Annotated in this window: 17 protein-coding genes; 8 read left to right on the top strand and 9 right to left on the bottom strand. The window is 72.4% G+C overall.

Annotation, left to right across the window (positions count from 1 at the left end; all coding sequences use genetic code 11):
• The 5 genes from PV721_RS10610 to PV721_RS10590 form a co-directional block, all read right to left on the bottom strand.
• Nucleotides 1-491: hypothetical protein (locus PV721_RS10610; RefSeq protein ID WP_319722674.1), on the bottom strand; the 491-nt coding region annotated here is incomplete at its 3' end.
• Nucleotides 488-2,272 (bottom strand): nickel-dependent hydrogenase large subunit, encoded by a 1,785-nt coding sequence (locus PV721_RS10605; protein ID WP_319722672.1) that lies wholly within the window; start codon nt 2,270-2,272, stop codon nt 488-490. The genes PV721_RS10610 and PV721_RS10605, both read right to left, overlap by 4 nt.
• 86 nt (nt 2,273-2,358) lie before the next feature.
• Entirely contained in the window at nt 2,359-3,414 is a 1,056-nt protein-coding gene (locus PV721_RS10600; RefSeq protein WP_319722670.1) for a hydrogenase expression protein HypE, read from the bottom strand.
• Between the two features lie 73 nt (nt 3,415-3,487).
• A complete protein-coding gene (locus PV721_RS10595; RefSeq protein WP_319722668.1) occupies nt 3,488-5,329 on the bottom strand; it encodes a hydrogenase maturation protein in 1,842 nt (613 codons plus the stop codon).
• Between the two features lie 225 nt (nt 5,330-5,554).
• Nucleotides 5,555-5,926, bottom strand: coding sequence for a low affinity iron permease family protein (locus tag PV721_RS10590; protein ID WP_319722666.1), 372 nt, complete (start codon nt 5,924-5,926; stop codon nt 5,555-5,557).
• A 327-nt stretch (nt 5,927-6,253) separates the two neighbouring features.
• Here PV721_RS10590 and PV721_RS10585 point away from each other — a divergent pair, with 327 nt between their 5' ends.
• Nucleotides 6,254-7,126 (top strand): alpha/beta fold hydrolase, encoded by an 873-nt coding sequence (locus tag PV721_RS10585; protein WP_319722664.1) that lies wholly within the window; start codon nt 6,254-6,256, stop codon nt 7,124-7,126.
• A 25-nt stretch (nt 7,127-7,151) separates the two neighbouring features.
• On the opposite strand, the gene PV721_RS10580 is transcribed toward PV721_RS10585, so the two are convergent.
• The 3 genes from PV721_RS10580 to PV721_RS10570 all read right to left on the bottom strand — a co-directional run bounded on the left by PV721_RS10580 (nt 7,152) and on the right by PV721_RS10570 (nt 10,503).
• Nucleotides 7,152-8,165 carry a TolB-like translocation protein gene (locus tag PV721_RS10580; RefSeq protein WP_319722676.1) on the bottom strand — a complete coding sequence of 338 codons (1,014 nt, stop codon included), beginning with the start codon at nt 8,163-8,165 and terminating at the stop codon, nt 7,152-7,154.
• 16 nt (nt 8,166-8,181) lie between these two features.
• Entirely contained in the window at nt 8,182-9,501 is a 1,320-nt protein-coding gene (locus PV721_RS10575; RefSeq protein WP_319722662.1) for an MFS transporter, read from the bottom strand.
• A gap of 123 nt (nt 9,502-9,624) precedes the next feature.
• Nucleotides 9,625-10,503, bottom strand: coding sequence for a glycosyltransferase (locus PV721_RS10570; protein ID WP_319722660.1), 879 nt, complete (start codon nt 10,501-10,503; stop codon nt 9,625-9,627).
• Nucleotides 10,504-10,843: 340 nt separating this feature from the next.
• Here PV721_RS10570 and PV721_RS10565 point away from each other — a divergent pair, with 340 nt between their 5' ends.
• Genes PV721_RS10565 through PV721_RS10535 form a run of 7 tightly spaced genes read left to right on the top strand, consistent with a single transcriptional unit; the run spans nt 10,844 to nt 20,435 of the window.
• On the top strand, nt 10,844-11,935 hold the full coding sequence (locus PV721_RS10565) for a Gfo/Idh/MocA family oxidoreductase (protein ID WP_319722658.1): 1,092 nt from the start codon (nt 10,844-10,846) through the stop codon (nt 11,933-11,935).
• 55 nt (nt 11,936-11,990) lie between these two features.
• Entirely contained in the window at nt 11,991-13,019 is a 1,029-nt protein-coding gene (locus PV721_RS10560; protein WP_319722656.1) for an NAD-dependent epimerase/dehydratase family protein, read from the top strand.
• Nucleotides 13,016-14,173 (top strand): DegT/DnrJ/EryC1/StrS family aminotransferase, encoded by a 1,158-nt coding sequence (locus tag PV721_RS10555; protein ID WP_319722655.1) that lies wholly within the window; start codon nt 13,016-13,018, stop codon nt 14,171-14,173. The genes PV721_RS10560 and PV721_RS10555 overlap by 4 nt, the downstream gene beginning before the upstream one ends.
• Complete coding sequence (locus PV721_RS10550; RefSeq protein WP_319722654.1) at nt 14,170-14,937, top strand: NeuD/PglB/VioB family sugar acetyltransferase; 768 nt, start codon at nt 14,170-14,172, stop codon at nt 14,935-14,937. Before PV721_RS10555 ends, PV721_RS10550 begins: the two co-directional genes overlap by 4 nt.
• The gene (locus tag PV721_RS10545) at nt 14,934-16,049 is read left to right on the top strand and encodes a DegT/DnrJ/EryC1/StrS family aminotransferase (RefSeq protein WP_319722653.1); all 1,116 of its coding nucleotides are present in this window, start codon (nt 14,934-14,936) and stop codon (nt 16,047-16,049) included. Before PV721_RS10550 ends, PV721_RS10545 begins: the two co-directional genes overlap by 4 nt.
• A 34-nt stretch (nt 16,050-16,083) precedes the next feature.
• Nucleotides 16,084-19,389, top strand: coding sequence for a DUF4082 domain-containing protein (locus tag PV721_RS10540; protein ID WP_319722652.1), 3,306 nt, complete (start codon nt 16,084-16,086; stop codon nt 19,387-19,389).
• The gene (locus PV721_RS10535; RefSeq protein ID WP_319722650.1) at nt 19,386-20,435 is read left to right on the top strand and encodes a glycosyltransferase; all 1,050 of its coding nucleotides are present in this window, start codon (nt 19,386-19,388) and stop codon (nt 20,433-20,435) included. The genes PV721_RS10540 and PV721_RS10535 overlap by 4 nt, the downstream gene beginning before the upstream one ends.
• Here PV721_RS10535 and PV721_RS10530 read toward each other — a convergent pair.
• Entirely contained in the window at nt 20,348-21,121 is a 774-nt protein-coding gene (locus PV721_RS10530) for a hypothetical protein (protein WP_319722648.1), read from the bottom strand. The two genes, PV721_RS10535 and PV721_RS10530, sit on opposite strands and share 88 nt — an antisense overlap.
• Nucleotides 21,122-21,189 lie beyond the last annotated feature (68 nt).

The raw sequence follows: 21,189 nt of genomic DNA, 5'->3' as shown, positions 1-21,189 counted from the left end.
ATCTGGAGGAGGGGGGGCGGCGGTGCCGCGGCGGGTTCCATCTCCACGCTCGTCACCTCGGGCGCGAAGCAGGCGAGGGTGTCCTCCAGGGTCCGCCGGGCGCCGTCCTGGCCGCCGCTGCCGCAGCCGCAGCCGCCGGTCGCGGCCCCGGGGCGGAGCCGCAGGACGCCGGTGGTCTCGTCGAAGCCGACCAGCTCCACCGGGTCGTCCACCGCGTCCAGGGCGCGCGCGATCCGGGTGCGCGCGTCCTCGGGGTGCAGGCCGTGCAGGGAGAGCAGGCTCGCCACGAGTTCGTCGTCGAGCACCGCGTCGAGCGGGCCGTGGCCCAGCCCCTCGACGATCCGGGCGAGTCCGGCGCCGTAGAAGTCCATGAGGACGCGCACCAGTTCCTCGGCGGCAGCGCACGCCGCACGGTCGCCCGTGGCGGCGATCCCGTCGAGCACCTCCTCGACCCTGCGCCCCGCCCGGGCGGCATCGAGCACCGCGCTCATCCGCCCAGTCCGCTCAGGCCGGTGGGCACGTGCATGGTCTTCACCGTCTTGCCGCCGCCGACGTACATGTGGACGCCGCAGGGCAGGCAGGGGTCGAAGCTGCGCACCGCGCGCATGATGTCGATGCCCTTGAAGTTCTCCGGGCTGTTCTCCTCGAAGATCGGCGTGTTCTGCACGGCGTCCTCGTACGGTCCCGGGGTGCCGTAGCTGTCGCGGACGCTGGCGTTCCAGGGCGTCGGCGGGTACGGGTGGTAGTTGGCGATCTTGCCGTCGCGGATCACCATGTGGTGCGAGAGGACGCCCCGTACGGCCTCGGTGAAGCCCACTCCGATGGACTCGTCCGGCACCTCGAACTTCTCCCAGGTCTGCGTGCGTCCCGCGCGCACCTCGGCGAGGCCCTTCTCGGCGCAGTGCAGGGCGATGGCGGCCGCGTACGCCTGGAAGTAGGTGCGGGCGCGGTTGCGCTCCAGCGCGTTGCTCCACTTCGGGATCTTCCACTCGAAGCGGGTCTCGGGCTTGGTCATCGTGCGCGGCAGGGTGATGACGACGCTGTGCCCGGTGGCCTGCACGTAGTCGGTGTGGACCAGTCCGGACAGGGCGGTGGACCACAGGCGGGCGATGGGGCCGCCGCCGGTGTCGAGCGCGAGGTGGTCCTTGCCGTCGAACCAGCGGGGCGACATCACCCAGCTGTACTTGTCGTCGAAGTTCCGCTTCTGGGGGGCGGGGATGGTGTGCTGGTTCCACGGGTGGCGGGGGTCGACCGGGTTGCCCAGCGGGTCGTGGGTGACGAACTGCTCCTGGCCCTGCCAGTCGTCGTAGTACGAGCTGCCGAGCAGGATGCGGATGCCGAGGTTGATCTGGGTGAGGTCGTTGGTGACCAGCTTTCCGTCCACGATCACGCCCGGGGTGACGAACATCTTCCGTCCCCAGTCGGTCATGTTGGCGTACGTGAAGTCGCAGTACTCGGGGTCGTTGAGGGCGCCCCAGCAGCCGAGCAGGACGCGCCGGCGGCCGACCTCCTCGTACCCGGGCAGGGCCTCGTAGAAGAAGTCGAAGAGGTCGTCGTGGAGGGGGACGACCTTCTTCATGAACTCGCAGTACCGCATGAGGCGGCTCATGTAGTCCGTGAAGAGCTGGACGGAGGCGATGGTGCCGACGCCGCCCGGGTAGAGCGTGGAGGGGTGCACGTGGCGCCCCTCCATCAGGCAGAACATCTCGCGCGTGTAGCGGCTGACCTGGAGGGCCTCGCGGTAGAACTCGCCCTCGATGGGGTTGAGGGAGCGCATGATGTCGGCGATGGTCTTGTAGCCGTGTTCCCCGGCGTGCGGGGACGGCGTGCGCTCGGCCAGCTCGAGGACACCGGGGTTGGTCTCGCGGACCATCTTCTCGCAGTAGTCGACCCCGACCAGGTTCTCCTGGAAGATGTTGTGGTCGAACATGTACTCCGCCGACTCGCCGAGGTTGATGATCCACTCGGCGAGGTGGGGCGGCTTCACCCCGTAGGCCATGTTCTGCGTGTACACCGAGCAGGTGGCGTGGTTGTCACCGCAGATCCCGCAGATGCGGCTGGTGATGAAATGCGCGTCGCGGGGGTCCTTGCCGCGCATGAAGACGCTGTAGCCGCGGAAGACCGACGAGGTGCTGTAGCACTCCGCCACCCGCTTCTGCTTGAAGTCGATCTTCGTGTGGATGCCGAGACTGCCCACGATCCGGGTGATCGGATCCCAGGCCATCTCCACCAGGCCGCTGCCGTCGCCGGCCGCCTTCGTGTTCGGTGCCATCGTGTCTGCCGTGACCCTTCTTCGGTGCGGAAACGGGATTTGCTGCGGGTGCGCTTGCGCTGCGGGGAGCGGGAGGAGCCGCGCCGTCACCAGGGCGGGCGGTAGCCCGTGGTCAGGCTGCGGCCGCCGTGCCTCCATTTCGGTTCCTCGTCCACGGTGTGGGCGGTGACCGCCCGGAGCTTGCGGACCAGGGCGCCGTACGCGCCGCTGGCCTTCGTGGAGACCTTGGCGCCGGGGGGCTCGTCCATGAACGGCATGAACTTGTCCGGGAAGCCGGGCATCGTGCAGGCGATGCAGATGCCGCCGACGTTGGGGCAGCCGCCGATGCCGTTCATCCAGCCGCGCTTGGGGACGTTGCACTTGACGACGGGGCCCCAGCAGCCGAGCTTGACCAGGCACTTGGGCGAGTCGTAGGTCTGTGCGAACTGGCCCTGCTCGTAGTAACCGGCGCGGTCGCAGCCCTCGTGGACGGTGGCGCCGAACAGCCAGGTGGGGCGCAGCTTGTCGTCGAGCGGGATCATCGGGGCCGAGCCGGCCGCCTGGTAGAGCAGGTAGGTCAGGGTCTCCGAGAAGTTGTCCGGCTGGATCGGGCAGCCCGGCACGCACACGATCGGGATGCCGGCCTTCGAGGTCCAGTCCCAGCCCAGGTAGTCGGGCACGCCCATGGCGCCCGTCGGGTTGCCCTCCATGGCGTGGATGCCGCCGTACGTGGCACAGGTGCCGATGGCGACGACCGCGAGGGCCTTGGGGGCCAGCCGGTCGATCCACTCGCTGGTGGTGATGGGCTGTCCGGTCTCCGGGTCGTCGCCGAAGCCGCACCAGTAGCCCTCGGGCTTGATCTTCTCGTTGGGGATGGACCCCTCGACGACCAGGACGAACGGATCGATCTCGCCCCGCTCGCCCTTGAAGAACCACTCGATGAACGTGTCGGAGCCGCCGACCGGTCCGCATTCGAAGTCGATCAGCGGCCAGTGCACGGCGATCTTGGGCAGACCGGGCAGCACGCCGGTCACGATCTCCTCGATGCTCGGCTGCATCGCGGCCGTCAAGGACACGGAGTCGCCGTCGCAGCTCAGGCCCGCGTTGATCCAGAGGATGTGGATCGGCGGGTCTTCCACCGGGTCCTTCGTCACTGCGGCCATGGGATGCCTCCTCGGGGAGGGGGTCGGGGAAGGGGGTGTGGAGAGGCGGCCTGTCTCGTCCTCACCCTTCTTGCTAACAGCAGTCGGGTCCGGGCGCCGCGTCAGGTGCGGCCAGTCCAGTGACACCGCGCGGCCGGACGGCCGCGCGGCGCGCGGCGGCGGGCGGAGCGGTGACGTGCGGGTCGGCGGCCTGCGGGGCCGCCTGCGGCGCGACGGCGGCCACGGGAGCCCGGCCCGTCGTGGCACGGGTGAGGTGGGGCGGGGTGGTGACCGCGCGCTCCTTGCGCACGAAGGCGCGGCGCAGGGCGTGGTAGGGGGCGTCCGGGTCGAAGAAGGTCCGCCGCATCCGCACCAGCTCGGCCTCGCGGTAGGCGGCCAGCGGCCGGACCGCCTCGTCGTGGTCGCGGGCCGCCTTCTTGGCGGCGATCCGGGCCGTGGTGGCGGGCAGGGCGGCGAGGCGGGCAGCGAGCCGTTCCGTCTCGCCGGTGAACTCCTGGGGCGCGCAGGACACCGTACGGTCGACCAGGCCCACCCGCTGCGCCGCGGCGGCGCTCAGCGGCAGGGCCTCGGCGGTGAGGCGCTCCGCGAGGCCGGGGCCGACGCGGCGCGGCAGGGTGTACGTCCAGTACTCGGAGCCGTACAGCCCCATCAGGCCGTAGTGCGGGTTCAGGACGACCCCCGAGCGGCACCAGACCTCGTCGGCCGCGAGGGCGAGCACGGCCCCGCCGGCGGCGGCATTGCCGCCCAGCGCGCTGACCACGAGCCGGTCGGTGGTGGTCAGCACCGCCTCGACGAGGTCGTCCATGGCGTTGATGTTGGCCCAGGACTCCTCGGCCGGGTCGGCGGCGGCCTCGATGACGCCCAGGTGGATGCCGTTGGAGAAGAAGTCGCGGCCGCCGCCCAGGACCAGCACGGAGGTGGGGCGGGTGCAGGCGGTCCGGTACGCGTCGAGCAGCCGCCGGCAGTGCGCGGTGCTCATCGCGCCGCCGGGGAAGGAGAACGCCAGGAAGCCGGCCTGCCCTTCCTCGTGGTAGCCGATGTCGGACCAGGTGCGGCGGTGCGGGCCGGCGTCCGGGGGCGCGGGCACCTCGGGCAGCGGGGGCAGCCGGTCCGCCAGGGCCACCGTCGCGGGCAGTTTGGGTTCGGCCGGACCGCCCGGCCGGCGGCGGGCGCGCAGTTCCGGGATCCAGACGGCGCCGTCGACGGTGGCCCGGCAGACCGCGCCCGCCCGGGTGGCCAGCAGCTCGCCGGGGCGGCCGCGCAACCGTTCCTCGCGGTGTCCTCCGTGCAGGAACCACTCGCCGCCGAGCAGGTCGTCCCGTACGCCGGGCTGCGAGTCGGCGGCGCGCAGCGCGCGCAGGACCTGCTCGGTGCCGTCCGCCTCCCAGTCGATCCGGCGCTCCTCCTGGCGCAGGAGCGGCCGGGCCCGGCCGCCGGTCTGCGGGTGCGGGACGTAGGTGCCGGAGGCGAAGCGCTCCACCGCGAGGAGGACGGCCTCCAGGGCCGCGTCGGCGATCTCGCCGCGGTAGAGGTCGCTCTTGCCGACCGGCGGTACCGGGCACTCGACGCTCGCCCAGACGTCGCCTGCGTCCATCTCCGCGTTGGCCTGCAGGACCGTGACCCCCCATCGGGTCTCCCGGTCCTGGATCGCGCGGTCGAGGGAGGAGGGGCCGCGGTCGCCGACGGGTCCGGGGTGGACGATCAGGCAGGTGTGGGCGGACCACACCTCCTCGGGGAGGGCCGTGCGCAGCATCGGCGCGAGCACGAGGTCGGGCCGGTGGCCGCGTACGGCTTCGGCCAGGGGGGTGTCGGGCAGGGCGAGTTCGACCGCGACGTGGTGGCCGTGGTCGCGCAGCTCGGCGTGGACTCGCTGCGTGAGGCTGTTGAACGCGCTCGCGACGAGCAGGACGTACACGTGATCTCCCAGCGGCGGCCCGGAGCCGCGGTACGGCGGTGCCCGGCCCGACCGGCCGTGCGTGTCCGGAACATGACCGGCCGCCTGAGATGGTCGAGGACGCGGGGGCGCCCGCGGCCGAAGCTGCGCGGGGATGTCACTCGAAAGCGCCGTTTCCGACGGCCGCTCGGCCGTAGGGGGTGGCACACGGGCCGGTGCGCCGCGGGTGTGCGCCACCGGGGTTCCCTACCGGCGGTCCTCGATGCCGATCGCCTCCTGCAGGTCCTCGTGCGCCTGGCCCCACTCGCCTTCCTGCTGCTCCAGGAGGGCGGCGGCGATGGCGTCGAGCTTCTGCTGGATCGCGTGTTCCGCCCGTCGCTCGGAATTCTTGAGGAGGGCGAGGAGCAGCAGGGAGACCGCGGCCATCGCATCGCCCGCCAGGAGCTGCCAGGCCATGTCCAGGCCGGCCAGGTGGACCACGACGAAGCCGGCCACCAACAGGACGCACAGCACGGAGAAGACGGGGGAACTGGTGAAATTGGAGGCCAGTTCCGCCAGCCTCTCGAAGCGGCCGAGCCGCCCGTCCGGGCCTTTCTCTGCAGGATGCTCGAGGGTCATGACCGACGCCTGCCCACGCCTGCCCCGTCGAACCCCGCCGGAGCCGCTCTCCGGGAAGGTACCGCGCCAAACTGGCGGGATTCCTTCCCCGCAAGCGGTCATTTCCGCTCGACAATGAGTTGACCGTGTCACGCGGTCCGGCCTAAGGTTTGGGCCGTTACTGCCCGGTACCCCATATCCGTCTTGACTTTTGTTCTCTGCTGCAATTCGCTCGAGCGGATCGAATAAACGGGTATTCCGCGCCGTCCGCGCTCGTGAGGTGACCGGGGCCGAGAATGCTGGACGCATCATTTTCATGCGCAGGCCGGCCACGAGCGAGGGAGGCCCGTGATTCCGTCCACCGAGGTGACCGCACAGACCGTGTACGCCGGTGACGGCGCCACGACCGAGGTCCGCCTGTACCGCAGGCCCGACGAGCCCTCGGCCGCCGTGCTGGTGTGCATGCCCGCCATGGGCACCAGGGCCGTCTCCTACACCCCCCTGGCGGAGGCCCTCGCCCGGGCCGGGTTCCAGGTGGCCCTCGGCGAGCTGCGGGGGCAGGGGACGAGCTCCGTACGCGTGCGGCGCGGGGTGCGCTACGGCTACCACGAGATGGTGACGCACGACTGCCCCGCGCTGTTCCGGGCCGTCGCAGCCGCCTTCCCCGAGGCGCCGCGCCACCTCCTGGGGCACAGCCTCGGCGGGCAGCTCGGCACGCTGTACCTCAGTCAGGAGCCGCACATGGCCTCGGGTGCGGTCCTGGTGGGCGCACCCTCCTGCCACTACCGCGGCTGGCCGTTCCCGCAGAGCCTCGGGATGCTCGCGGGGTTCCAGCTCGCGGCCGCGTTCTCCTCGGCGTACGGGTACTTCCCCGGCCGGCGCATCGGCGTGCTGGGGAACGACTCGGCGCAGATCCTGCGGGACATGGCCACCCAGGTCCGGACGGGCCGCTACCACGTGCCTTCCTCCCCCGTGGACTTCGAGCCCTGGCTGGCCGAGCTGGACCTGCCGGTGCTCGCGGTGACCGTCAAGGGCGACGGCATGGCCCCGCCCGGAGGGGTGCGGGGACTCAGCGACAAGCTCACGAGCGCACGGGTGACGCACTGGGAGCTGGTCCTCGGCGACGGCGTGCGGGGCAGCCGGCACTACGGGTGGATCCGGGACCCCGCCCCGCTCGTCGACCGGGTGAGGGCCTTCGTGGACCAGGCCCGACCGGCGTGAGGCGACACGCCCGTACGCGGGTCCGTCAGCCCAGGCGGGACGGGGAGGAGGCGCCCGGGGTCAGCAGCTTGGGGGCGCCGGTGCCGTCGGCGGGCACGGTCCACAGGTCGGTGCTGTCGGCGGCCCCGTCGGCGGGCAGGGCGTAGACGAGGGTCCGGTCGTCGAGCCAGGCGGCCTGGTCGTCCACGCTGCGCTTCTCGGCGAGCGCATGCTCCCGGAGCGTGCCCAGGTCCATCACGTGTTCGCGCCACAGCGAGGCTCCGGCCCGCACCCGCTTCTTGTACGCGATGCGGGTCTCGTCCGGCGACAGGGACGGGCATTCGACGTTCTGCGCGAGGGTGGTGACGGTGCGCCGGGAGATCGATCCCCTGATCAGATGGGTCTGGCCGGCGGTGGCGAGCGTGGCGTAGAAGGTGTCGTCGTCCTTGGAGAGGGTGACGCCCCAGAAGTTCACGTCCTGGGCGCGGTAGTCCCGGCCGTCCATGGAGACGGCGAACTCCTCCAGACTGGATTCGAGCTTCCCGGTACGGGTGTCCAGGATCGCGGTGCGCGTGGAGAAGAACGCGGAGCCGTAGGACTCGCCGGAGACGAAGACGGTCCAGGCGGCGAACCGGCCGCTGGGCGAGACGCGGGCACGGCTGGGAGTGCCCGCCAGGGGGAGGCTGCGCACCGTGCGCAGGTCGGCGTCGACGATCAGGGCCTTGTTGTCCTGGGCGAGTGCGCCCGGCGAGGAGCGCAGGCACAGCCCGGTTCCCGCTGCGGCGTAGAAGCGCCGGCAGCCGAGGCCGGAGGCGGTGCGCGCGGACCGGGGCGCATCGGCCGGGACCGAGGCGAGGGCTCCGCTGTGGGGGCCCTGTCCGCTGTTGAGGAAGGCCAGTGCGCCCTGCCGGGTGAGCGTGACGCCGCCCGCGGCGGCCTCCGGGCCGCCCGTACGGGGCCGGTCGGCGCGGTCGGCGGCGCGCACCACCAGCGCGGCGGCGAGGCCTGCGAGCAGCAGCACCGCCACCGCGAGGACGAGCAGGCGGCGTGACAACGACAGCGTCATACGGGGGGCCTCACGGGCTTCGGGTCGGGTCGGGGAGGACGGGGGTGTCTGCGGGGGCCGCCGGACGCAGGACGAAGCCGGCGACGGCCGCGCAGCACAGCAGTCCGGCCGCGGCGGCGGCGAGCGCCGGGCCGGTGCCCCAGAGGCTCCACGCCGCGCCGAAGGCCAGCGAACAGCCGAAGCGGGCCAGCGCCTGGCCGGTGCCGACCAGGGCCAGACCGGTGGCGCGCAGCCGCCCGGGGACGGTGGCGGCGACGGCCGCGGGCAGCACGCCGTCGGTGGCGGCGTAGAACATGCCGTGCAGCGCGAGGACGAGGTAGGGCAGCGGCGGCCAGTCGGGGGCCCACAGCAACAGCCCGTACCCGGCCAGCAGGAGGGCGTGCCCGGTCAGGAACACGGTGCGCCGGCCGATCCGGTCGGCGAGGGCACCGGCGGGGACGGCCAGCAGCAGGAACACGGCGGCGGTGCCCAGCGGCAGGAGCGGGAACCACTGCTCGCCGATGCCGGTGCGGCGCTGCAGGAGCAGGTAGACGAAGGCGTCGCTGACCGTGGTGAGGCCCAGCAGGACGGCGCAGAGGGCCAGGGCGCGCAGCCGGGGCAGTCGCAGCAGGGCCATCGCGTCGCACAGCCGTACGGGGTCCGGGCGCGCCGGGCCACCGCCGCCGGCCGGCCGGGGCGGGACCGCCTCGCCGCCGCTGGACGGGACGAACAGCACGAGCACCACGACGCCGAGCACCGCGACGCACGCGCTGACGCCGAAGACGGCGTCGTACCCGTCGACCGCCACGCTCAGGACGAGGAAGGCGGCGAGCGGGCCGAGCAGCGCCCCGGTGGTGTCCATGGCCCGGTGCACGCCGAAGGCGCGGCCTTGTGACCCGGCCGGTGTGGAGAGGGAGATCATGGCGTCGCGCGGGGCGGTGCGCAGGCCCTTGCCGGTGCGTTCCAGCGCGAGGACCACGCTGATCGGGCCGAGGCTGTGGGCGAGCAGCAGCAGCGGTTTGCACAGGGCGGACAGTCCGTAGCCGATGCCGGCGATCAGCTTGTGGTTGCGGATGCGGTCGGCGAGGTGGCCGCCGGTCAGCTGCACCAGGGCGCTGACTCCGTTGTAGAGGCCGTCGAGCGCGCCGAAACCGAGCGGGCTCAGGCCCAGCCCGGCGATCAGGTACAGGGGCAGGACGGCGGTGACCATCTCGGAGGAGACGTCGGTGATCAGGCTGACCGTGCCCAGGGCGAGGACGGCCGAGGTGACGGCGGGCGTCCGTAACGATCCCGGGTCCGCCGGGGCTTGCGCGTCCGCGGGCGAGGGCGCGGAGCGGTCCGCGAGGTACATGCGCTGGCGCTCCCGGTGCCGACGGTCTGAGTCACTCGAACGTGCGGATGAAACCCTAGTGCTTGTACGGGCCAACAGTGGGGCGTACGGACCGATTCGGCCGCACGCCCCCGGTCGCCGAGGTCACCCCTGCCGGCTGCTCTCGTCCCGTAGCCAGGTGGAGAAGTCCTGGTTCCGGATGGCCTTGCGGGACCCCCGGCGGGCGGCGAGCGCGGCCAGGACGAAGACCACCACCCCGGGGAGCAGCCGCGGCTGGGCCCGCAGGAGGGCGCGCAGGTCGGCCGTGCCCGTACGGGCCGACGGCGCGGCCGCGCCGGACCGCTGCGAGGCCTGGAAGCGCTCGAACTCGGCGGAGGAGGTCGCCGCGCGGATCCGCCGCCGGACGAGGTCGGACCAGGTGCGCGGGGGGTGCACGACGACCCGGGCCGCCTCGACCACGCGTCGCTCCCCCGGCCCGAAGGCGAGGGACGCGGCCAGGTCGTCGGCCATCAGCGGGGGCAGCGCGGCGATCCGCGCGTGCCCCGGCTCGGTCACCGCGATGACCCCCCGGCCGAACAGGCCCTCGCGGACGGCCGGCAGCCGCTGCCACACCCGGTAGTACGCCCGGACCGGCCAGGCGCAGCCGGCCAGCGGGACGTCACGGCCGGGGGCGGCGGCGAGCAGGTCCGGACTTCCGGCGAGCGCGCCCGTCAGGGCCCGTACGTCGGCCGCCCCCACGACGACGTCGGCGTCCACGTAGAGACGGGGGAAGCCCCGCGCGTGCTCGTCCCCGACCCGGAGTGCCGTGTGTTTGGAGGGAGTCGGGATCTCGACCACCCGTACGCGGGGGCCGCGCGCGCCCGCCACCCGGGCGGTGTCGTCCGTACAGCCGTTGCACACCACGACGATGTCGGGCCCGTCCGCCGGTGTGTCGGTGCCGGTGTCGACGTCGGCCAGGAGTGCGTCGAGGAGCCGGCCGATGACCCGGCCCTCGTTGTGGGCCGGTATCACGATGCTGGTCACCCGGGCAGTATGCACGGTCGAACACCCGCTCCAGGCGATTCCGTCAACTCTGCCCGGGGGTACGCCCGGTGGACTAGATTGAGCGGCGCCGAGCGGTTTCGGCAGGAGGTACGGGTTCGGCTGTTTGGGGGAACATGCAGCCGGCCGGGGGGTAGTACGCGGAATCACGCAAGGCATCGGTTGTGGGGGGCCATCACCGTTGAGCAGGTCATGCACGGGTCGCGCAGGCGTCCGGCCTGCCCTCGACGGCTTTCCCATCCATCCCACGCGCCCCCGGCCATGAGTTGTCGGCACGCCGGTCGGCACGCCGGTCGGCGTGCGCGGAAGGAAGGGGAACGCTGTGAAGCCCAACACTGTGAAGGACGGCGGCTCGAAGGCCGCCGGGCGGGCGGAGCCGTTAGGCGTCGCCGTGGTCGGTGCGGGCTACTGGGGCCCCAATCTCGTCCGCAACTTCCAGTCCAGTCCGCAGTTCCGGCTGCGCTGGCTCTGTGATCTGAACGTCGACCGGGCCCGGCAGGTGCTCGGCGGCTACTCCACCGTCCAGGCGACCTCGGACTACGCGGCGGTCCTCGCCGATCCGGAGGTCGACGCGGTCGCCGTGGCCACCCCTGCCGGAACCCACCTGGACGTCGCACTGGCCGCCCTGCGCGCCGGCAAGCACGTCCTGGTGGAGAAGCCCCTCGCCGCCACCTACGAGGACGGGCTGCGGCTGGTCGACGAGGCCGAGGAACGCGGCCTCACGCTGATGTGCGACCACACGTACTGCTACACCCCGGCGGTGGGCCGCATCCGGGAGATGGTCCGCTCCGGCGAACTCGGCGAGATCCATTTCGTCGACTCGGTACGGATCAACCTCGGGCTCGTCCAGAAGGACGTCGACGTCCTGTGGGACCTGGCCCCCCACGACCTTTCGGTCCTCGACTTCATCCTCCCGGACCACGTCCAGCCCGTCGCCGTCGCCGCGCACGGAGCCGATCCGATCGGGGCCGGGCAGTCCTGCGTGGCCTACCTGACGCTCCAGCTGAGCACCGGCGCCATCGCCCACGTGCACGTCAACTGGCTGTCCCCGACGAAGGTGCGCACCACCATGGTCGGCGGGTCCAAGCGCACCCTGGTGTGGGACGACCTCAACCCCTCCCAGCGGGTGGCGGTGTTCGACCGCGGCGTGGAGCTGAGCGCCCCGCAGGAGATCGGCGCGGACGAGCGCCGCGACATGCTCGTCTCCTACCGGACCGGCGACATGGTGGCGCCCGCGATCGGGGAGAAGGAGGCGCTGCGCAGCATGGTGGAGGAGTTCGCCGCGGCGATCGGCGCGGGGCGGCCGGCCCTGACCGACGGCCGGGCGGGCCTGAAGGTGCTGGACATCCTGGAAGCGGCCTCCCGGAGCCTGGAGTTCAAGGGCGCGGTCGTCGGACTGCGCACCGGACGCTGACCGTTCGCGGATCCGTGACACGAAAGACTATGAACGACTCAGTGGGGGCAGTGCGTTGAGCAGCGTACGAGGCAAGAGGATTCTGGTCACCGGCGGAGCGGGCACCATCGGCTCGCACCTGGTGGACCTGCTGGTGGACAACGGGGCACGCGAGGTCGTGGTGCTCGACAACTTCGTCCGGGGGCGGACGGCCAACCTGGCCCGCGCCCTGCCGAGCGGTGTGGTGGAGGTCGTCGAGGGGGACATCCGCGACCTGGCCGCGGTGCGCAAGGTGACGGAGGGCGCCGAGCTGGTGTTCCACCTGGCGGCCATCCGGATCACCCAGTGCGCGGAGGAGCCGCGGCTGGCGAACGAGGTGATGGTGGACGGCACGTTCAACGTGCTGGAGTCGGCGGCCGCCGCCGGCGTGGGCAAGGTGATCGCCTCGTCCTCGGCCTCGGTCTACGGACTGGCCGAGCAGTTCCCGACGACCGAGCGCCACCACCCGTACAACAACGACACCTTCTACGGCGCCGCGAAGGCCTTCAACGAGGGGATGCTGCGCAGCTTCCACTCCATGTACGGGCTGGACTACGTCGCCCTGCGCTACTTCAACGTGTACGGGCCGCGGATGGACATCCACGGGCTCTACACCGAGGTGCTGATCCGGTGGATGGAGCGCATCGCCTCGGGCGAGCCGCCGCTGATCCTCGGCGACGGCCTCCAGACCATGGACTTCGTCGACGTGCGCGACATCGCGCGCGCCAACCTGCTGGCCGCCGAATCGGACCTGACCGACGAGGTGTTCAACATCGCGAGCGGGACCGAGACCAGCCTCCTGGAGCTGGCGAACGGCCTGCTGGAGGCGATGGGCGCGGAGGGCCTGGTGCCGGAGCACGGCCCGGCCCGCGCCGTGAACGGCGTGACCCGCCGGCTCGCGGACACCGCGCGGGCCGCGGAGCGACTCGGCTTCACCGCCGGGATCGACCTGCGCAGCGGGCTGCGGGACCTGGTGGACTGGTGGCGGGCCGAGCGCGCCGCCGACGCCCCGGCCCCGACGGCGACGGCCGCGGCGGACACCGCGGCCGGGGAGGCCGGCCGATGAGCGCGCAGGATCCCGTACCGCCCGCCCGCGTCCCGGTCATGGTGCCGTGGCTGGGCGAGGAGGAGGCGAGGGCCGCCGCCGACGCGGTGCTCTCCGGCTGGGTGGCGCAGGGCCCGCGGGTCGCCGAGTTCGAGCGGGCCTTCGCGGAGCGGGTGGGCGCCGAGCACGGCATCGCGGTGAGTTCGTGCACCACCGCACTGCACCTGGCCCTCATCGCGCTGGACCTGGGCCCGGGCGACGAGGTGGTCGTTCCCTCCCTGTCCTTCATCGCCACGGCCAACGCGGTCCGCTACGTGGGCGCGCAACCGGTGTTCGCGGACGTCGAGGAGGCCACCGGCAACCTCACCCCGGCCACCGTGGACGCGGTCCGCACGCCCTGCACGAAGGCGGTGCTCGCCGTCCACCAGGGCGGGGTGCCGGCGGACGTGCACGCGCTGCGCGCGGCCTGCGCCGACTGGGACGTCGCCCTGGTGGAGGACGCCGCCTGCGGCATCGGCGCGACGGTCGGCGGCAAGTCCGTCGGCCACGGCGCGCTGCTCGCCGCCTGGTCCTTCCACCCCCGCAAGGTGATCACCACCGGCGAGGGCGGAATGCTGACCACGGACGATGCGCAGTGGGCCGAGCGGCTGCGGCGGCTGCGCGAGCACGGGATGAACGTGTCCGCCGCGCAGCGCCACGCGAGCAGCAAGCCGATCGTCGAGAGCTATCTGGAGGTCGGCTACAACTACCGGATGACCGACATCCAGGCCGCGGTCGGCCTGGTGCAGCTCGGCAAGCTGGACGAGATCGTGGCCCGGCGCCGGTCGCTCGCCGCCCGTTACGCGCAGCTGCTGCGCGGCGTGCCCGGGCTCACCCCGGTCCGGGACCCCGGTCACGGCCAGGGCAACTTCCAGTCGTACTGGGTGCTGCTGGCCGACGACTTCCCGGTCGGCCGGGACGAGCTGCTCGCGGTGCTCTCCGAGGCGGGGATCTCGGCCCGGCGCGGGATCATGGCCTCGCACCTGGAGCCGGCGTACGCGGGTCACGGGGCGGCGCCGTTGCCGGTCACCGAGCGCATCAGCCGCGATTCGCTGATCCTGCCGCTGTTCCACACCATGACGCACGACCAGCAGGACCGGGTGGTGACGGTGCTGCGGGAACAGGCCGGCGGATGAACGGGCCGCGGGGCACCGAGGACCTGCTGATCGTCGGTGCGGGCGGGTTCGCCCGGGAGACCGCCCAGGCGGTCCGGGACGTCGCCGCCGCCGACGTGGCACGGGGCCTCCCGCCGCGGTGGCGGCTCGTCGGGCACCTCGACGACGACCCGGCCCTGGAGGGCCGGGTCGTGGACGGGGTGCCGGTGCTGGGCGGCAGCGAGCGGGTGCACGAGCTGTGGGCCGCCCGGGTGGTGGTCTGCGTGGGCAGCCCGCGCGACTACGCCGTGCGCGCCCGCGTGGTGCGGCGTCTGGGGCTGCCCGTGAACCGCTACGCGACCGTGGTCCACCCCACGGCGGTGGTGTCGGCGTCCTCGATGCTCGGCGCGGGCTCGGTGCTGCTCGCGCACTGCGTGCTGACCGCCGCCGTCCGGGTGGGGTCGCACGTGGCGGTGATGCCGCAGGTGGTCCTCACCCACGACGACGCGGTCGGGGACTTCGCCACGCTCGCCTCGGGGGTGCGCCTCGGCGGCGGGGTGCGGCTGGGCCGGGGGGCCTATGTGGGTGCGGGCTCGCTGGTCCGCGAGTACACGACGGTCGGCGCCTGGTCGCTGACCGGTATGGGAAGCACGGTCCTGGCCGATGTGCCGCCCGGCGAGGTGTGGGCCGGGAGCCCGGCCCGCCGGCTGCGCGCGGCGGACGCTCCGGCGCTCGACGAGCTGCGGACCGATGGGGAGATGACCGGCCGGTGGCCGGGGACACGGATGGAGAGCCCAGTCGCATGAACCAGATACCGCTCGTGGACCTGAAGGCGGCGCACGCCGAGGTCGCCGGGGAATTACGGGCCGGATTCGATCGTGTCCTCGCGAACACCGCCTTCATCGGCGGTGAGGAGGTCCGCGCGTTCGAGCGCGAGTACGCCGACTTCGCCGGGGTCGGGCACTGCGTGGGCGTCGCCAACGGCACCGACGCCCTCGAACTGGCCCTGCGGGCGAGCGGGGTGGGCGTCGGCGACGAGGTGGTGCTGCCCGCCAACACCTTCATCGCCACCGCGGGCGCCGTCGCCCGCATCGGCGCCCGGCCGGTCCTGGTCGACTGCCTCCCCGACACGCTGCTGATGGACCCGCGGGCCGCGCTGGACGCGGTCGGGAAGGCCACCCGCGCGGTGGTCCCGGTCCACCTGTACGGGCAATGCGCCGCGACCGCGGAGCTGACCGCGCAGCTGCCGGCGCACGTACGGATCGTCGAGGACGCCGCGCAGAGCCAGGGCGCGACCCGCGACGGCCGCTCCCCCGGCAGCGGCGGGATCGCCGCGACCAGCTTCTACCCGGGCAAGAACCTGGGCGCCTACGGCGACGCGGGCGCGGTGGTGACCGACGACGAGGAGAGCGCGGACCTGGTCCGGGCCCTGGCCAACCACGGCGGTGTCGCCAAGTACCGGCACGACGTGGCCGGGTTCAACAGCCGCCTGGACGGGCTGCAGGCCGTGGTCCTGCGGGCGAAGCTGGCCCGGCTGGCGGAGGGGAACGTGGCCCGCCGGGCCGCGGCCGCCCGCTACGACGGCCTGCTCGGCGAGCTCGCGGCGGCCGGCCGGGTCACCCTGCCGGTCACGGCGGCGGGCAACGTCCACGTGTGGCACCTGTACGTCGTACGGGTCGCCGGAGCGGACCGCGACGCCGTCGTCGGCAAGCTCAACGCGGAGGGCATCGGAGCGGGCGTGCACTATCCGGCGCCGGTCCACCTCACCCCGGCCTTCGCCCACCTCGGGTACGGCCGCGGCGCCTTCCCGCACGCCGAAGGGGCCGCGGACCGGATGCTCTCCCTCCCCCTCTTCCCGCAGATCACGGCCGCCCAGCAGCAGCGGGTCGTGGACGCGCTCAGCGGCGCCCTGCGCTGACGCCTCCCGGTTCACGCAAACTAATGAGGTACAGATGAACAAGCGGAGAAGGCTGCTCCGGTTTCGGTACGGTCTTTTCACCGTGGTCGCCACCCTGGTGGCCACGGTTCTCTCACCGGCCTCGGTCGCCGGTGCCGCCGACCCCTGCGGTCCGACGTCGAACGCGGTCGTCTGCGAGAACTCCAAGCCGGGCACGCCCATGTCGAACTGGTTCGCGCCCAGCGCGTGGGGCGACATCAAGGGCTTCAGCGCCCAGATGAGCGTCCAGGCCGGCGACACCGTGCAGTTCAAGGTCCAGTCCCCCTCCCCCTACCGCGTCTCGGTCTACCGACTGGGCCACTACGGGGGCAACGGCGCCCGGCTGCTGTCGACGCAGGCCCAGGCCGCCCAGACCTACCCGGCCAACTACGCCCAGGGCGGCAACCCGAAGAGCTGCACGACCAAGGCGTCGACCGGTCTGGTCGACTGCGGCAACTGGCCCGTGACGGCGACGTGGAGCGTGCCGTCCGACGCCGTCTCCGGCCTGTACATCGCCAACTTCGACCAGGCGGACGGCAACGGCCTGATGCCGTACCCGTTCGTCGTCCGCAACGACTCCAGCCACTCCGACATCCTGGTGCAGACGAGCGACCAGACCTGGCAGGCGTACAACAACTACGGCGGCCAGGACCTCTACGACGGCGGCGGTCCCGCACCGGACGGCCGTGCGTACGAGGTGAGTTACAACCGGCCGATGGACATCGGCGGGGAGAACGGGATCTACGGATCCGAGTACCAGATGATCTCGTGGCTGGAGCGCAACGGCTACGACGTCAGCTACATGTCCGGGATCGACATGTCGGTGCGCGGCGCCTCCCTGATGCAGAACCACAAGGTGTTCATGTCCTCGGGGCACGACGAGTACTGGACGCAGGAGCAGTTCACCCATGCCCTGAACGCCCGGCGCGCCGGTCAGCACCAGACGTACTTCGCCGGGAACGAGATCTTCTGGAAGACCCGGCTGGCACCGAGCATCGACGGCGCCGCCACGGCCGACCGGACGCTGGTCTGCTACAAGGAGACCAAGCTGTCCTTCCCGGTGCCCAACGGCGTTCCCGACCCGAGCGGCACCTGGACGGGCACCTTCATGGACCCGGCCAGCGCCACCAACGGGCGTCCGTACCAGCCCCAGAACCAGCTGACCGGAACACTGTTCACGGTCAACGGCTACCGGGCGGACGCGATCACCGTGCCGGGCGCGTTCGCCAAGATGCGGCTGTGGCGCAACACCACGGTCGCGAACCTGAGCCCCTCGCAGACCGCGACCTTCCCGACCGGAACGCTCGGCTACGAGTGGGACTCCGACATCGAGGACGCGGCGCGGCCGCCGGGGCAGATCAAGATGTCCTCCACCACCGTGGACATCGAGGACGGCAAGTACCGGCTGGACTACGGCAACACCTACGGAAACGGCACCGCGACGCACAGCCTGGTCGCCTTCCGCGACCAGACCTCGCACGCGCTGGTCTTCGGCACGGGCACGGTGCAGTGGTCGTGGGGCCTGACCAACATGCCGACGGGCAACCCGGACGACATGGTGGTCACCGAGGACAAGCGGATGCAGCAGGCCACCGTCAACGTCTTCGCGGACATGGGGGTGCAGCCCAAGAGCCTGCAGGGCAACCTGGTCCCGGCCACCGCGTCCACCGACACCACCGGGCCGACCGTCACCGTGACGAGCCCCGCGTCCGGCGCCACCGTCCCGGCCCTGCGGCCCGTGACCGTCACCGGCACGGCGGCCGACAGCGGTGGCGGCGTGGTGGCCCGCGTGGAGGTCTCCACGGACGGCGGAACCACCTGGAAGGCGACCACCGGCGTCGGGAGCTGGAGCTACACCTGGACGCCGACCGCTCCCGGCCCCGTGCAGATCAAGGTCCGCGCGGTGGACGACAGCGTCAACATCGGCGCCGTCACGACGGTGCCGCTGACCGTCGGCCCCCAGCAGTGCCCCTGCACCGTCTGGCCCGCGGCCGCGGTACCGGGGACCGTCAACGCGGGTGACGGCAGCTCGGTGGAGCTCGGCGTGAAGATCCGCACCACGGCGGCCGGTTCGATCACGGGGGTCCGTTTCTACAAGTCCCCGGCCAACACGGGCACGCACACAGGCAGCCTGTGGAGCTCCACCGGTCAGCGCCTGGCCACGGGCACGTTCACCAACGAGACGGCCTCGGGCTGGCAGCAGCTGAACTTCGCCACTCCGGTACCGGTGAAGGCGAACACCACCTACATCGCCTCCTACTTCGCGCCGCACGGCGGGTACTCCTTCGACAACACCTTCGCCTCCGGCTCCGCGGGTCTCGCCCCGCTCACCGCGCTCAAGAGCGGTACCGACGGCGGCAACGGCGTCTACCGCTACAGCGCGACGGGCGGCTTCCCGAACACGGCTGCGAGCGGCAGCAACTACTGGGTCGACGCGGTCCTGGACACCTCGGCCGCGAGCACCACACCGCCCACCGTCACCTCCACCTCCCCGCAGTCCGCGGCGACCGGCACACAGATCACGACCTCGGCGTCGGCGACCTTCTCCACGGCCATCGACTCCGACACCCTGGTGTTCACCCTGAAGGACTCCGGGGGAGCCAACATCCCGGGTACGAAGGTGATGGGCGCGGCCAACAGCGCGACCTTCACGCCTTCCAGCGAGCTCGCACTGAACTCGACCTACACCCTGTCGGTCCAGGCCGGCGACCTGTGGGGCAATGCGATGGCCGCACCGGTCACGTGGAACTTCACCACCAGTCCCAACCCGCCCACGGCGAACTGCCCCTGCACCCTCTGGCCGAACACCGCCACGCCGACCACCGCCAACGTGGGGGGCGACGCCAACTCCGTGGAGCTGGGCACCCGCTTCCAGTCCGCGGCGAACGGCTACATCACCGGTGTCACCTTCTACAAGGGCCCCGGCAACACCGGTACCCACACCGGCAGCCTCTGGGCCGCCGACGGCACCCTGCTCGCCACCGGAACCTTCGGCAGCGAGACCCTGACCGGCTGGCAGCAGCTCAAGTTCGCCACCCCGGTGCCCGTCACCGCCGGCACCTCGTACGTGGCCTCCTACCACGCGCCCAACGGCAACTACTCCGTGGACGGCGGCTACTTCACCGGAGCGCACCGCTCCTACCCGCTGGTCGCACCGGCCGACGGATCGGGCGGCGCCAACGGCCTCTACAAGTACGGCGCGACCACCACGTTCCCCACGAACACCTTCGGCTCGGTGAACTACTGGGTCGGTCCGATCTTCAGCACCACCCTGCCGAACGGCATCCAGTCGGACGGCTCCACGGAGGTGACCGGCCGGTGAGCACGGTCAGCGTGGTGATCCCCTGCTACAAGTACGGCCACTTCCTCGCGGACTGCGTCAAGAGCGTCCTGGACGAGCAGGAGGGCGTCGACGTCCGGGTGCTGATCATCGACGACGCGTCCCCCGACGACTCGGCGGAGGTCGCGCGCGCCCTGGCGGCCGCCGACCCGCGGATCGAGGTCCGGGTACACGAGCAGAATCGGGGCCACATCGCCACCTACAACGAGGGCCTGCTGGAGTGGGCCGACGGGGACTACGTCGCCCTGCTCTCGGCCGACGACCGGCTGGTGCCCGGGGCGCTGGTGCGGGCCGCCGCCCTGCTCGACGCGCATCCGGAGGCCGGTTTCGCCTACGGCCGGCCGCTGCGGTTCCAGCACGGCGGCCCGCTGCCCGCGGCCCGCACCCACAGCACGGGGTCGGTCGTCTATCCCGGGCAGTGGTGGCTGGAGCGGCGGTTCCGGGAGGGCACCGGATGCATCACCTCACCCGAGGTGGTCGTCCGCACCAGCCTCCAGCGCAAGGTCGGCGGCTACGATCCCGAGCTGCCGCACGCCGGGGACATCGAGATGTGGATGCGGCTCGCCGCCCATGCCGACGTGGGCTACGTCCGGGGGGCCGACCAGGCCTTCTACCGGGTCCACGGCAACAACATGTCCACCACGGACTTCGGCGGACAGCTCGACGACCTGCGCCAGCGCCTGGTCGCCTTCGACTCGGTGCTCGACAAGTGCGCCGGCCTGCTGCCCGGTTCCGACCGGCTGGCGCTGGCGGCGCGCACCCGGCTCGCCCGGTACGCGCTGCGGCGCGCCTACCGGGCGTACGACCGGGGACGCACGGCGGTGGTACCGGTCGACGAGCTCGTGGAGTTCGCCGCCGAGTGCCTGCCCGGCGGCTACACGTCGCTGGCCGAGTACCGGGCGCTGCGCAGACGCCGGCGGATCGGACCGCGCGTGATGCCCTACCTCCAGCCGCTGGTGCTGTCGGCCGTCGCCGACCGGGGGCGCGAGTGGCTGTGGTGGCGGTCCTGGAAGCGCCGAGGAATCTGATGCCCCTTCTCCACCGTCTCCACCGCTTCTTCCGGCGGGTCCTGCGGACCGGCGTCGGCGCTCTCGCGCCGGCGCCGGTTCCGGCGTGTCAGGAGCCGGTCGGTCCACAGCGCCGCAGCCATGCCGCCGACCACGGCCAGCAGGGCCACTCCGGCCAGGGCACGCACCCGGTCGCCGGTCCGCGCGACCGCGTGCGGCTGCACCAGGAGGTCCACGCTCATCCGTGCCCCGGCCGGGATGCCCTGCTGCGTCTGGAGGTCGGTCAGGTGCCGGGTGTAGGCCTCGATGATCTTCCGTACGGAGGCGTCGGCCGTCGCGGGGTCGGAGTGCTCCACCTGGATCTGCAGCGAGGGGATCAGGTGGCGCGGGGTGACGCTGGTACCGCTGTTGCGCGGTGTCATCCGGTAGGTGCCGGTGACACCCGCGGCCTTGAGCTCGGCCGCTCCGGCGGGCGAGCCGAGCTGCTGCACCACCCCGTACGAGACGGCGGCGAGCGGCGGTTGGAGGTTCGCGAGCTGGTTCGGCTGCGTGCTGGTCACCGGCGGTTTGAGCACCACGATCGCCGAGCTGAGGTAGACCGGTTCGGGCCGCAGCACCGCCGCCGCGCCGGCGGCCGCGACCAGCACCGCCACGACCAGGACGTACCAGCGCCGACGCAGCGCGCGGACCAACTCACCAGGCGACACGGGGATCCCCTCCTTCATGACCGATCTTTGCAGGACCCGGGTAGGTCCGCCATCAAATCCGCCACCCG

Source organism: Streptomyces sp. MB09-01 (assembly GCF_033794505.1).
Taxonomy (GTDB): Bacteria; Actinomycetota; Actinomycetes; order Streptomycetales; family Streptomycetaceae; genus Streptomyces.
Note: the sequence above shows the minus strand (reverse complement) of the source record. Positions and strands in the feature narration are given on the sequence as shown.